General features: G+C 72.8%; 10 protein-coding genes. 3 read left to right on the forward strand and 7 right to left on the reverse strand.

Features of this window, described 5'->3' with window-relative positions; translation table 11 throughout:
- Window positions 1-34 precede the first annotated feature (34 nt).
- From OIE67_RS31935 to OIE67_RS31945, 3 genes are read right to left on the reverse strand one after another with little or no spacing between them, the layout of a single operon-like run.
- Window positions 35-1,987, reverse strand: coding sequence for an ABC transporter ATP-binding protein (locus tag OIE67_RS31935; RefSeq protein ID WP_326627422.1), 1,953 nt, complete (start codon window positions 1,985-1,987; stop codon window positions 35-37).
- The gene (locus tag OIE67_RS31940) at window positions 1,984-3,720 is read right to left on the reverse strand and encodes an ABC transporter ATP-binding protein (RefSeq protein ID WP_326627424.1); all 1,737 of its coding nucleotides are present in this window, start codon (window positions 3,718-3,720) and stop codon (window positions 1,984-1,986) included. The genes OIE67_RS31935 and OIE67_RS31940 overlap by 4 nt, the downstream gene beginning before the upstream one ends.
- Window positions 3,720-4,322 (reverse strand): TetR/AcrR family transcriptional regulator, encoded by a 603-nt coding sequence (locus OIE67_RS31945; RefSeq protein WP_326627426.1) that lies wholly within the window; start codon window positions 4,320-4,322, stop codon window positions 3,720-3,722. The genes OIE67_RS31940 and OIE67_RS31945 overlap by 1 nt, the downstream gene beginning before the upstream one ends.
- Window positions 4,323-4,473: 151 nt before the next feature.
- Between OIE67_RS31945 and OIE67_RS31950 the strand changes: the two genes are divergently transcribed.
- Complete coding sequence (locus OIE67_RS31950; protein WP_326627428.1) at window positions 4,474-5,958, forward strand: glutamine synthetase family protein; 1,485 nt, start codon at window positions 4,474-4,476, stop codon at window positions 5,956-5,958.
- Here OIE67_RS31950 and OIE67_RS31955 read toward each other — a convergent pair whose 3' ends face one another.
- Complete coding sequence (locus tag OIE67_RS31955) at window positions 5,959-6,384, reverse strand: MerR family DNA-binding transcriptional regulator (RefSeq protein WP_106245653.1); 426 nt, start codon at window positions 6,382-6,384, stop codon at window positions 5,959-5,961.
- Window positions 6,385-6,498: 114 nt separating this feature from the next.
- Here OIE67_RS31955 and OIE67_RS31960 point away from each other — a divergent pair, with 114 nt between their 5' ends.
- Together OIE67_RS31960 and OIE67_RS31965 are read left to right on the forward strand one after the other, a co-directional pair.
- Window positions 6,499-7,632: an FAD-dependent oxidoreductase gene (locus tag OIE67_RS31960; RefSeq protein WP_326627430.1), complete on the forward strand. Its 1,134-nt coding sequence runs from the start codon at window positions 6,499-6,501 to the stop codon at window positions 7,630-7,632.
- Window positions 7,633-7,753: 121 nt separating this feature from the next.
- On the forward strand, window positions 7,754-8,542 hold the full coding sequence (locus tag OIE67_RS31965) for an MOSC domain-containing protein (protein ID WP_326627432.1): 789 nt from the start codon (window positions 7,754-7,756) through the stop codon (window positions 8,540-8,542).
- A 66-nt stretch (window positions 8,543-8,608) separates the two neighbouring features.
- Here OIE67_RS31965 and OIE67_RS31970 read toward each other — a convergent pair whose 3' ends face one another.
- From OIE67_RS31970 to OIE67_RS31980, 3 genes are all read right to left on the reverse strand, one after another.
- Window positions 8,609-11,380, reverse strand: coding sequence for an FAD-binding and (Fe-S)-binding domain-containing protein (locus OIE67_RS31970; RefSeq protein ID WP_326627434.1), 2,772 nt, complete (start codon window positions 11,378-11,380; stop codon window positions 8,609-8,611).
- A gap of 78 nt (window positions 11,381-11,458) precedes the next feature.
- Window positions 11,459-12,472 (reverse strand): zinc-dependent alcohol dehydrogenase, encoded by a 1,014-nt coding sequence (locus OIE67_RS31975; protein WP_326627435.1) that lies wholly within the window; start codon window positions 12,470-12,472, stop codon window positions 11,459-11,461.
- On the reverse strand, window positions 12,473-13,321 hold the full coding sequence (locus tag OIE67_RS31980) for a fumarylacetoacetate hydrolase family protein (RefSeq protein ID WP_326627437.1): 849 nt from the start codon (window positions 13,319-13,321) through the stop codon (window positions 12,473-12,475). It abuts the gene before it with no gap.
- Window positions 13,322-13,442: the final 121 nt, after the last annotated feature.

Here is a 13,442-nt window from a genome sequence, read left to right on the forward strand (position 1 = left end):
TCAGCGAGGCCGGCCGATCAGCGACACTGGTTGATCACTCGACCTCCACGGCGGCCTGGGCGAACTGGGCCGAGTACAGCCGGGCGTACGCGCCGTCCGCCGCCAGCAGCGACTCGTGCGTGCCCTGCTCGACGATCCGCCCGTTCTCCATGACCAGGATCAGGCTGGCGTCGCGGATGGTGGACAGGCGGTGGGCGATCACGAAGCTGGTCCGCCCCTCGCGCAGCGAGCTCATCGCCCGCTGGATGAGCACCTCGGTCCTGGTGTCCACCGAGCTGGTCGCCTCGTCCAGGATGAGGATGGCCGGCTCGGACAGGAAGGCGCGGGCGATCGTGATCAGCTGCTTCTCGCCCGCGCTGACCGTGTTGCCCTCCTCGTCGACCACGGTGTCGTAGCCGTCGGGCAGCGTGTGGGCGACGCGGTCCACGTGGGCGGCCCGCGCGGCGGCCTCGATCCGCTCCTTCGTGGCGTCCTCGGCCCCGTAGCCGATGTTCTCCGCGATGGTGCCGCCGAACAGCCAGGTGTCCTGCAGCACCATGCCGATGTTGGCGCGCAGCTCCTCCCTGGACATCTCGGCGATGTCGACGCCGTCCAGCGTGATGCGCCCGCCGGTCACCTCGTAGAAGCGCATGACGAGGTTGACCAGCGTCGTCTTGCCGGCGCCGGTCGGGCCGACGATGGCCACGGTCTGGCCGGGCTCGACGGTCAGCGACAGGTCCTCGATCAGCGGCCGGTCGGGCGCGTACCGGAAGGACACGTTCTCGAACGAGACCCGTCCGCGCACCTCCGCGGGCCGCGCGGGCTTCTCCGGCTCGGGCGACTGCTCGGGCGCTTCGAGCAGCTCGAAGACCCGTTCGGCGGAGGCGACGCCGGACTGCACGAGGTTCGCCATGCCGGCCACCTGCGTCAGCGGCTGGCTGAACTGCCGCGAGTACTGGACGAACGCCTGCACGTCGCCCAGCGAGATGGAGCCCGAGGCCACCTTGAGCCCGCCCACCACGGCGACCAGCACGTAGTTGAGGTTGCCGATGAACATCATGGCCGGCTGGATCATCCCGGAGATGAACTGGGCCTTGAAGCTGGCGTTGAACAGGTCCTGGTTGTGCTCGGCGAAGGTGCCGGCGGCCTCCTTCTGCCGGCCGAACACCTTGACCAGCGTGTGGCCGCCGTACATCTCCTCGATGTGGCCGTTGAGCTTGCCCGTGGACGACCACTGCTTGATGAACTGCGGCTGCGACCGCTTGCCGATGACGGCGGTGACATAGACCGACAGCGGCACCGAGATCAGCGCGATGAGCGCGAGCACCGGCGAGATCCAGAACATGACGACCAGCACCGCGATGACCGTCAGCAGCGAGGAGATGAGCTGGCTCATCGTCTGCTGCAGCGACTGGGCGATGTTGTCGGTGTCGTTGGTGGCGCGGCTGAGGATCTCGCCGCGCGGCTGGCCGTCGAAGTAGCTCAGCGGCAGCCGGCCCAGCTTGGCCTCGATCCGCTCGCGCAGCCGGGACGCGGCCCGCTGGACCACGATCGTGGTGAGCCGGAACTGCACGATGCCGAGCAGCCCCGCCAGCACGTAGACCGCCAGCACCCAGCCGAGCACCTGGGCCAGCGCGGTGAAGTCGATGCCCTGACCGGGCACCACGCTCATGGCCGAGACCATGTCGGCGAAGGTGTCCTGGCCGCGGGCGCGCAGCCCGGCCACGGCCTCCGCCTTGGTGCTCCCGGCGGGCAGCTGGGCGCCGATGATGCCGGAGAAGATCAGGTCGGTGGCGTGGCCGAGGATCTTGGGGCCGGACACGGTCAGCGCCACGCTGGCCGTGCCGAGGGCCAGGATGACGGCCAGCATCGCCCGCTCGGGGCGCAGCAGGCGGACCAGGCGGCGCAGGGTGCCGCCGAAGTCGAGGGCCTTCTCGGCGGGCCCGCTCAGCATCCGGCCCGGGCCGAATCCTGGCTGGGGACGGCGCGGGGGCGCCTGGGTGGTCACGCCGCGGCCTCCTGTTCGGTGAGCTGGGACAGCACGATCTCCCGGTACGTCGGGCACGTGCTCATGAGTTCGGCGTGGTCGCCGCTGCCGATGATCCGGCCCTCCTCGATGACGAGGATGCGGTCGGCGTCGCGGATGGTGTTCACCCGCTGGGCCACGATGACGATGGTGGCGTCGGTGATCTCCTCGGCCAGGGCGGCGCGCAGCCGGGCGTCGGTGGCGTAGTCGAGGGCGGAGAAGGAGTCGTCGAACAGGTAGATCTCGGGCCGGTGCACCAGGGTCCTGGCGATGGCCAGGCGCTGGCGCTGGCCGCCCGAGACGTTCGTGCCGCCCTGGGCGATGGGCTCCTCCAGGCCGCCGGGCATCGCCTCGACGAACTCACGGGCCTGGGCCACCTCCAGGGCCCGCCACAGCTCCTCGTCGGTGGCGTCGGGCCTGCCGTACCTGAGGTTGGAGGCGATGGTGCCGGAGAAGAGGTACGGCGACTGCGGGACGAGCCCGACGGCGCGGGCCAGCGCGGCGGGGTCGAGGTCGCGCACGTCGACGCCGTCGACCAGGACGTCGCCGGAGGTCGCGTCGAACAGGCGCGGAATGAGGTTGAGCAGGGTCGTCTTGCCGCTGCCCGTACTGCCGATGATCGCGGTCGTCCGGCCCGGCCGGGCCGTGAAGCTCACGTCGCTCAGCACCGGCGCCTCCGCGCCCGGATAGCGGAAGGCCACGGAGCGCAGCTCCAGCTCGCCTATCTGCCGGTCGGGGGTGACGGGCCGGGCCGGCGGGTGGACGGTCGGCTCGGTGCCGAGCACCTCCTCGATGCGCTCGGCGCAGACCTCGGCCCGCGGGATCATCATGAACATGAACATGGCCATCATCACCGACATGAGGATCTGCATCAGGTAGGAGATGACCGCGGTCAGCGCGCCGACCTGCATGCTCCCGTCGGCGATGCGGTGACCGCCGAACCACACCACGGCGACGCTGGACAGGTTCACCACCAGCATGACGGTGGGGAACATCAGCGCCATCAGCCGGCCGACCCGCAGCGACACGTCCGTCAGCTGCTCGTTGGCGACGGCGAAGCGCTCGCGCTCGTGCCGGTCGCGGACGAACGCCCTGATCACCCGGATGCCGGTGATCTGCTCGCGCAGCACCTGGTTGATCCGGTCGATGCGCTCCTGCATCGTCCGGAACAGCGGCCGCATCAGCACCACGATCGTGCCCACGACGGCGATCATCAGCGGCAGCACGACGAGCAGCAGCGAGGACAGCGTCGTGTCCTGGTTCAGCGCCAGCACGATCCCGCCGACGCACATGATCGGCGCCGCCACCATCATCGTGAACGTCATGAGCACGAGCAGCTGGATCTGCTGCACGTCGTTGGTGGTCCTGGTGATCAGGGACGGCGGCCCGAACCGGTTGACCTCCTGGACGGAGAATTCCTGCACCCGGTGGAAGATCGCGGCCCGCAGGTCGCGGCCCAGGGCCATCGAGGTGCGGGCGCCGTAGTAGACGGCGACGATCGAGCAGACGATCTGGACCAGCGTGACGGCCAGCATCACCATCCCGACACGCATGATGTAACCGGTGTCGCCCTTGACGACGCCGTCGTCGATGATGTCGGCGTTGAGGGTGGGGAGATAGAGCGTGGCCAGCGTCTGCACGAACTGGAAGAGGACGACGAGCGTGATCTCTTTCCCGTACGGCTTGAGCTGGTCCCGCAGCAGGCGGAACAGCATCAGCAGGGGCTTTCTGTCAAAGGGGTGAGATCGGGCCGCGTGAGCAGCCCGTCGAGCAGGACGGAGACGATCTCCTCGTCATCCATGCCGCCCAGGTCGTCTCCGCCGAGGCCGCCGAGGCCGTGGTGGACGGTGACGGCGACCAGCATGAGCAGCAGTTGTGCCGTGGCGTCAGGAGAGCGGCGCAGCCGCTCGCGGTCGGGTTCGACCACTGTGGCGATGGCTTCCATGATCCGGCGGCGGCTCTCCAGCATGCGCTCGCCGAACTCGGGGTCGTCGGTCAGCAACTCCCTGGGTGCGGCGTGCAGCTTGGCGTTGGCGTGCATGCCCTTGCGCAGCATCGCCACCGCCTCGCACAGCCGCGCGCGCAGCTCCGGCGTGGTGCCGACGGTGGCCAGGGCGCTCACCGCCGGCTCCGGGTCGAAGGCGGCCATCAGGGCGGCCCGCAGCAGCGAGATCTTGTCGGGGAAGACGCCGAAGATCGTGCCCTCGGCCACGCCGGCGGCCTCGGCGATCTGGCGCGTGGTGACGGCGGTGCCGTGTTCGCGCAGGAGGGGGATGGTGGCGGCGATGAGCGCGGCCCTGCGGTCCTCAGGCGCCATGGCCGGCACCCTTCGCCTTCTCGTCATGGGGACGAATCGTAATGAGCGAGTACTCACTCGTTCAAATGGTTTTCGCGTGTATCGCCGCCCGTGCCGGGGGTCCCGGGTTAAAGTGACCAGGTCAGCGGGCTGATCGCGGGGGGAGATGCCGATGCTGGACGTGGCGGGATCCGGGGCGCAGCAGACGGAAACAGAGCAACGCGACCTTCCGGCCGCCGGGGCGGCGGGTCAGCGCGATCCGGCGGCCTCCGGGGCGGCGGCGGGTCAGCGGGATCCGGTGGGAGGCAGGGCGGCGCAGGCGGATCTGGTGGCGGCCGGGGTGGCCGGGGTGACGATCGTGTGGGCCGACAACAACGGCATCCCGCGCTCCCGTACGGTGCCGGCCGGCCAGTACGACGCCGCAGTCGAGCGCGGGGTCGGCATCACGCCGCTGTTCGCGGTCTTCGACTCCCATGACGGGATCACCTTCGAGCACATCCCGCTGGGCACGCCCTCGGGCGACATCCGGCTGATGCCCGTCGCCGACCGGCTCGTCCGGCTCGCGGGGCAGCCCGGGTTCGTGTGGGTGCCGGGGCGGCAGGTGGCGGCCGACGGCTCCGCGTGGCCGTACGACCAGCGGGGTGTGCTGGAGCGGCAGGTCGCCAGGGCCGCGGCGCTCGGGCTCGACCTCCTGGCGGGCTACGAGATGGAGTTCCACCTGAGCCGGGCGAGCGACGACGACGACGGCGACGTGCGTCCGGTCTACGACGGGCCCTCCTACGGCCCGGCCAAGATGCTGGCCGTGGACGCCTTCGCCGAGCAGTTGCTGCGCGACCTCGACCGCAACGGCGTGCCCGTCGGCCAGTTCCACGGCGAGTACGGCCCCGGGCAGTTCGAGTTCGACATCGCCCCCGCCGACCCGGTCACCGCGGCCGACCGGCAGCTGCTGGCGCGGCAGACCGTGCACGCGGCGGCCCGCGCCCACGGCCTGCGGGCAAGCTTCGCCCCGCTGGTGACGCTCGGGCAGGTGGGCAACGGCTGGCACCTGCACACGTCGGTGTCCCGCGCGGGGGCCAACCTGCTGTCGGGCGGCGACGGGCCCGGGGGCCTGGCCGCCGAGGGCGGCGCCTACCTGGCCGGCCTGCTGCGCGACCTGCCCGCGATCGTGGCCGTCAGCGCGCCGAGCCTGTCGTCGTTGCAGCGCAGGCGGCCCGGGTACTGGTGCGGGGCCTACACGTTCTGGGGGGTCGAGAACCGGGAGGCGTCGCTGCGGTTCGTACCGGCCACTCCCCTGCTCGGCGCCGGGCACGCCAACGTCGAGCTCAAGCCGTCCGACGCCTCGGCCAACCCCTACCTCGCGCTGGCCGCCGTGATCGCGGCGGGCGTCGCCGGCGTCGAGGACGGCCTCACGCCGCCCGATCCGGTGCAGGAGGACCCCGGCGGCTGGAGCGAGGAACGGCGCGCGGCGCACGGCATCCGCCGGCTGCCCGTCACGGTCGAGGAGCAGCTCACCGAGCTGCGGGCCGGCGAGCGCATCCGCGCGGCGCTGGGCGAGGAGCTGGTCGGCGCCTTCATCGCGGTACGCGAGTCCGACGCCGCCCGCGCGACCGGCCGGGACGCGGCGGACGTGGTGCGCTCCTACCGCTGGCTCTACTGATCAGTGCGGGTGGGCCTCTTCCAGAGGCAGTCCGGCGAGCCGGGCGTCGAGGGCGGCGGTGAAGTTGTGGCAGGCGGGCAGCTCGTCGTGCGGGCAGCCGAGCGCGTGGGCGACGGCCTTCCTGGCGATCTGGGCCCTGGCGATCTGCTCGTCGAGCTCGGCGAGCTTGCGCCGGACCAGCTCCCGCCAGTCGTCGCCGCGCGTCTGTGCGGCCAGGAACTCCGTGCACTCGTGCAGCGAGAATCCGCAGTCGCGCAGCAGCAGGATCGTGCCGACGAGCGCCGTCGCCGACTCCGGGTAGCGGCGCCGGCCCGAGATCCGCTCGGGGGCCGGGATCAGGCCGAGCTCCTCGTAGTAGCGCAGCGCCGAGGTGGCGACGCCGGTGCTCCTCGCCAGCTCGCCGATCGTCAGGTGCCGTTCGCCCATGGTGCCTTCGAGCGTACGCCAGGAGGCGGGGCGGCGCCCCGGCGTGGACGTACGCGCGATAATGCTCTATAACTCGTAGTACTACGATGGGTAGAGCAGAAGCGGGGGCCGCGCATGCGGGTGATCGTGGCAGGAGCGGGGATCAGCGGGCTCGCCACCGCGCGGGGGCTGATCGCGGCGGGACACGAGGTGACGGTGCTGGAACGCGCGCCGCGGCCGCGCACCGGAGGCGGGGCCATCACCCTGTGGTGCAACGGCACCGCCATCCTGCGTGACCTGGGCGTCGGCCTGGAGGGGACCGGGCAGCGGCTGACCACGCTGCGGTTACGGACCTCGCGGGGGCGCGAGGTGCTGGAGATGGACCTGGAGGCGCTGGCGGAGCGGTTCGGCTCGGAGGCCCGGGTGGTCCCGCGATCGTCGCTGATCGGCCTGCTGGCGGGCGGGCTGCCCGAGGGCATCGTCCGGTTCGGCGCGCGGGTCACGGGCCTGCGGGCCGACGGTGACGGTGTACGGGTGCGGACCGAGGAGGGGCAGGAGTACGACGGCGACTTCCTGGTGGGGGCCGACGGGGTGCGCTCGCGGGTGCGCGCCCTGGTGCTGGGCGACGGCGAGGCGGCACTGACCGGGGTGGCGATCTGGCAGGGGCTGACGCCGGCGCCGTTCGACCCCGGGCCCACCTCGACGCTGATGATCGGCAGGCAGGGCGACTTCGGGTACATGGGGGCCGGTGACGGGCTCATGCAATGGTTCTTCGACGTGCCGTACGTTCGGGGCGCGCCCGCCGCCGACCCGGTGCGGCTGCTGCGCCGGCGGTTCGGCCGCTGGGCGGCGCCGGTCGAGGAACTGCTGGCCTCGCTCGGTGAAGGCGACGCCGAGTGGTTCCCGCACACCCGGCACAAGGTGCCCTCCCGCTGGGGCGCGGGCCGGTGCGTGCTGCTCGGGGACGCCGCGCACGGAATGCCGCCCTTCATGGCGCAGGGCACGAACCAGGCGCTGGAGGACGTGGCGACCCTGGTGCACTGCCTGGCCACCGTGCCCGACCCGGCCCAGGTGGTCGGCGTCTACTCCGCCAAGCGCAAACGGCGCGCGGCCCTGGCCTCCACGATGGCCACGCACGGGCTCGCGGTGTCGGGGCCACGGTCGCTGATGCAGAGCGAGTACGTCATGCGCATGAACGCGGCCACCTCCCCACGTGTGGCCACCCGGGTGTTCGGCCGCCTCCTCAGCACCCTCAGCGACCGCATCTGACCCACCTCCGGGACCGCCCCCTTGAGGCTGCGGGGCCGCCCGGTGTCCGAAGACGGTCAATGGGAGGATCCGGCGGCCGTGAAGGCTGTCCCGGGCCCGGGCGGAGATCTACGATGCGGCCATGCGACTGGTTGATATCCGGGTTTATCCGGTCAAGTCGGGGGCTGGGCTGCCCGTGGCGGACGTCGCCGTGGAGCCGTGGGGGCTGGCCGGGGATCGCCGGTGGGCGGTGGTCGACGAGGCGGGCGAGCACCTCTGGCTGGCCGACTACCCCCGGATGGTCTCGGTCCGTGCGCGGAACCTCGACGGCGGCAAACTCCTGCTCTCCGCCCCAGGACGGCCCGACCTGGAGGTCTCCCCGCCCACGGGCGAGCCGGTCCCCGTGAGGTTCACCGGCCTGGACCACGCGGTGCCCGCCGGTGACGCCGCCTGCGCCTGGTTCACCGAACTGCTCGGCCGCCCCGCCCGGCTCGTCTGGCTGGACGACCCCGGCCGCCGATCCATCGACCCCGCGCACGGCGGCCTGCCCGGCGAGGTGGTCAGTTTCGCCTGGGACGCCCCGCTGCTGCTGACGTCCGCCGCGTCGCTCCGGCTGCTGGACGAGCAGATCGGCGGCGACACGCCGCTCGACATGGCCCGGTTCCGGCCGAGCGTGGTGGTGGACGGCGGCGAGCCGTACGCCGAGGACGCGTGGAAGGAGGTCAGGATCGGCGAGGTGGACTTCCGCGTCTCGGAGGCGTGCGACCGGTGCGCGGTCACCACGATCGACCCGGTCACCGGGGCCAGGGGCAAGGAGCCGCTCAGGACGCTGGCCCGGCATCGCCTCCGGGACGGCAGGACGTGGTTCGGCATCCGCCTCGTGCCCAGGGGACCCGGCCGGATCCGGCTCGGCGATCCGGTGACCGCCTGAACGACGCCGCGGCTTCCATCCGGTGACCGCCTGAACGACCTCGGCCCCCGGACCCGGTGAAGGCGGTCAGGAGCCGGTGGTGGCCTGGTCGAGGAGTTCCAGGAGGTGCTGGTACGGCTTTCCGGTGGCGCGGGTCATACCGAACTCACACGTCCGGTTGACCGAGGCGTGGGCGGCGAAGTCCCCGGCCGTCACGGTGGCGGCCTCGGCCCGGGTGGCGGAGGCGGTGAGTTCGGGGTGGAGCAGGCCGCGGTCCCCGGCGAAGGCGCAGCACTGCCAGCCCTCCGGGATCACCACCTCGTCGGCCACGGCCCGCGCGATGCTGTCGATAGCCGTATCCAGGCCCAGCCGGGTGGAGGAGCAGGTGGGATGCAGGGCCAGGGACGGCAGCCGGCGGGCGGCGGGAAGCCGGGGCAGGAGGTGCTCGGCGGTGTAGGCGACGGCGTCCAGCACCTTCAGGTCGGGGACGAGGTGGGCGTACCCCTCGGTGCAGGAGGCGGCGTCGGTGACGACCGGGACGCGGCCGTCGCGGGTGGCCCGGGCGAGGGCGTCGCGGACGCGCCCGGCCATCGTCGCGTGGCCATCGGCGTACCCCTTGGACGACCAGGGGGTGCCGCAGCACAGCCCGGCGACCTCGGCGGGCACGCGCAGCGTGACGCCGGCCCGCTCGGCCAGGCGCTGGAAGGCGGTCATGACGCCGGGCCCGTCGCCGGCGGGGGCGAACATGGTGTTCAGGCAGGACGGGAGGTAGACGGCGTCGGGGTCGGTGGCGGGGACCGGGCGGCGCCTGGTGCCGCCCTTGGGCAGGTCGCGGCTCCACTGCGGGACCGTCTCCGAGCCGGCCAGCGCGCGGGCGGCCCGGCTGCCGGCCTCGGGGAGGGCGGGCGGGGTCGCGGCGGCGGCGTCCAGGGCCAGGTTCATCGCGCGGGTGAGTCCGTCCCAGTGCCTGGCGGCGCTGTTCCAGCCCTTCTTCGCGGCCCGGCCGTGCCGCTCGGCGCGCAGGCGTTTGGTCAGGTCGCCGGTGTTGATCAGGACGGGGCAGGCGGTGGCGCACATGCCGTCCACGGCGCAGGTGTCCACGGCGTCGTAGCCGTAGTCCTCCTCCAGCGCGCGGGCCAGGGCGTGATCGCCGGCCGCCTCGGCGGCGGCCATCTCACGACGCAGCACGATGCGCTGGCGCGGGGTGGTGGTCAGGTCGCGGCTGGGGCAGACGGGCTCGCAGTAGCCGCACTCGACGCAGCGGTCGACCTCGGGCTCGACGGTGACGACCCGCTTGAGGTCGCGCAGGTGGGCGTCGTCACGGTCGGTGAGCACGACGCCGGGGTTGAGCGTGCCCGCCGGGTCGCACAGGCGCTTGATCTCGCGCATGACGTCGTAGAGCTCGTCGCCGTACTGGCGGCGGACGAACGGGGCCATGACGCGGCCGGTGCCGTGCTCGGCCTTGAGCGTGCCGCCGCGCCCCAGCACGGCCTCGACCATGTCCTCGGTGAAGTCGGCGTAACGCTGCAGCTCGGTGCCGAAGCGTTCGTTCAGCATGAAGTGCAGGTTGCCGTCCTTGGCGTGGCCGAAGATGACGCTGCGCTCGTAGCGGTGCTTGGCGAACAGCTCGGTGAGGTCGTCGCACAGGTCCGCGAGGACGGGTACGGGAACGGCGACGTCCTCCAGCAGGGCGGTGGTGCCGCTGGGCCGGGCGCCGGCCACGGAGGCGTACAGACCCTTGCGGATGTGCCACAGCGCGGCCCTGACACCGGCCTGCCTGCCGAGCCGGGCGGGGACGGACAGGGGCAGCCCGGCGAACGCCCGCTCGGCGGCCCGCTCGCGCTCGGTGAGCAGGTCTGCGTCGGACTCCTGCCACTCGACCAGCAGCGCGGCGTGCCCGGCGACGTCGAGGGAGCGCAGCACGTCGTCGGCCTTGGGGTCGGCCTGGGCCACCCGCAGCGACTCGGCGTCCAGCAGCTCGACCGCGGCCGGCCCGGCGGCGACGAGTTCGGGCATCGCGGCCATCGCCGCGCGCAGCGTCGGCAGCACGAGCAGGCCGGTGGCGGCCAGGCGGTGCGCGGGGACCGTGCGGAAGACCGCCTCGGCGACGAAGCCGAGCGTGCCCTCGCTGCCGATGATCAGATGGGCGAGGATCTGCGCGGGCGAGTCGTGGTCGAGGAGGCTGTTGAGGCCGTACCCCATGGTGTTCTTGAGCGAGAACTGGGCGGTGATGCGGCGCACCGACTCGGCGTCGCCGCGCACGCGGTCGCGCAGCCGGGCCAGCCCGTCGGCGAGCGCGGGCTCCAGCGCCCGCAGCCGCTCGTCTGCGTCGGGGGCGCCGGTGTCGACGACGGTGCCGCTGGGCAGCACGACCGTCATCGACTCCAGGGTCCGGTACGTGTTCGCGTGCGTGCCGCAGGTCATGCCGCTGGAGTTGTTGGCCACCACGCCGCCGATCGTGCACGCCGACTCGCTGGCCGGGTCGGGGCCGAGCTTGCGGCCGTACGGGGCCAGGCGGGCGTTGACCTGCCGCAGCACCGCGCCGGGCTGGACACGGACGCGCTCGCCCTCGTCCAGCACCTCGATGCCGCGGAAGTGCCGCCGGGTGTCCACCAGCAGGTGCTCGCTGACGCCCTGCCCGCTCAGGCTGGTGCCGCCGGAGCGGAAGGTGAGCGGCAGGCCCGTCCGCAGCAGCGCGGCGACCTGCTCGGCGCTCTCCGGGACCAGGACGGCCTGCGGGGTGAGCAGGTAGTGGGAGGCGTCGTGGGCCATGCCGAGCCGGTCGCCGGCCCGGGTACGGGCGATACCCGGCACGGCGGCCTCCACCGTGGCCAGGACTGCGGGATCCGGCGCGTTCATCACGTTTCCTACTCTTTCATCGGCACGATCCGCGCCGAACTCCGGCCCACCGGGCGCGGGGTTGTGGAAGCCTCCGGCCTAGCGGCGCGGGTCTATGTGGATCTTGGGGCCGGGGCCGGCGGCGGGCGGGCGGTGTCCGGCCAGGATGCCGGGGGTCTCGGCCAGGCCGACCGTGGTGGCCACCAGCGGCCGGGCGTCCACCGAGCCGTCGGCGTAGGCGGCGGCCGCCGCGGCCAGTCCGGCCGAGCCGCCCAGGATACCGACGGCGGTGACGTCCTTGAGCAGCAGGTCACGGGTGTCGAGGGTGCTCGGCGTGCCGGCCAGGCCGATGTAGATTACGCGCCCGGCCGGTTCGACGAGGTCGGCGGCGAGCGCGGGTAACTCGGGCGCGTTGGAGGCGTCCACGACCGCGTCCCAGGCGAGGGGCGGCAGCTCGGACCTGGTCCAGACGCCGGCGAAACCGAGCGTGGCGGCCAGGCGCAGCCCTTGCCGGTCGCGGCCCATCAGGTGCGTCTCGATCCCCCTGGCTCGCGCGAACAGCGCCGCCAGCAGGCCGATCGTGCCGGTGCCGAGGATCAGCAGCCGCCCTCCCCGGCCGAGCCCGGCGGCCTCGACGGCCCGCACGGCGTTGCCGCCCGGCTCCACCAGCGCGCCGAGCGCCGGATCCAGCTCGGCGGGCAGCGGGCGCAGGGCCGTGACCGGCACGGCGATCCGTTCGGCCAGCGCTCCGGCGAAGCCGCGGCTGATGCCGATCTCGGCCAGGTCCGCGCACACGTGGTGGCGGCCGGCCAGGCAGCGCGCGCAGTCCCCGCAGCCGAGCATGGTGTCGCCGGTGACCCGGCGGCCCAGCCAGCGGCGCTCCACGCCCGCGCCGACCCTCGTGACGATCCCGCACCACTCGTGGCCGGGGCGCAGCGGGTACCAGGAGCGGCCGGTGCGCAGGTAGCTCATCTCGCCGGTGAACAGCTCGACGTCGGTGCCGCACACCCCGGCCCGCTCCACGTCCACGACGACCTGCCCGGCCCCGGCGACCGGCGGCTCGACGTCGTGCACCGCGGCCTCGCCAGGACCGGTGATGACGAGGGCGCGCACCTAGCGGGGCCCCACGACCCGCTGACGCTGGCTGCCCAGGCCGTCGATGCCCAGCTCCATCACGTCGCCGGGCTGGAGCCAGATCTGCGGCTTGTGACCCATGCCGACGCCGGGCGGGGTGCCGGTGTTGATCAGGTCGCCCGGCTCCAGCACCATGAACTGGCTCAGGTGGTGGACGAGGAAATACGGGTCGAAGATCATCGTCGCGGTGCTGCCGGTCTGGCGGCGGGTGCCGCTGACGTCCAGCCACATGCCCAGGTTCCGTACGTCGGCGATCTCGTCGGGAGTGACCAGCCACGGCCCGGCCGGGTTGAACGTCTCGGCCGACTTGCCCTTGCTCCACTGGCCGCCGCGCTCCATCTGGAAGGCGCGCTCGCTGACGTCGTTGACCACGCAGTAGCCGGCGATGGCGGCGCCGGCCTCCTCGACGGAGTCGAGGTAGGAGGTACGCCGGCCGATGACGATGCCCAGCTCCACCTCCCAGTCCGGCTTGGTGGAGCCGCGCGGGATGCGCACGTCGTCGTACGGGCCGACGAGGGTGTTGGGCGGCTTGGTGAACAGGATCGGCTCGTCCGGCACGGCCTGACCGGTCTCGGCGGCGTGGTCGCTGTAGTTGAGCCCGATGCACAGGATCTGGTGCGGCCTGGCGATCGGCGCGCCGATCCGCTCACCGGCGAACGCGCGGCGCTCCCCGGTCGCCACCCGCTCGGCGAGCAGCGCGGGGCCGCCCGCGGCGAAGAACCTCTCGTCGAAGTCGGGGGTGACGTCGGAGACGTCCACGTAGTGGGTGTCGTCCACGCGGACGACGGGCTTCTCGGCGCCGGGCGGGCCGATGCGCATGAGGTACACGAAGGATCTCCGCTGTCAGGAGGTCGGCGAGGCCGGGGCCGCCATGCGGGTGACGCCCGGCTCGGCCACCGGATCGGGCATGTTCCGAACCTTAGACCACCGTTCACGAAGCCGGAATACG

Origin of the sequence: Nonomuraea fuscirosea, assembly GCF_035917475.1 — a bacterium.
In the GTDB taxonomy this organism is placed as follows: Bacteria; Actinomycetota; Actinomycetes; order Streptosporangiales; family Streptosporangiaceae; genus Nonomuraea; species Nonomuraea fuscirosea.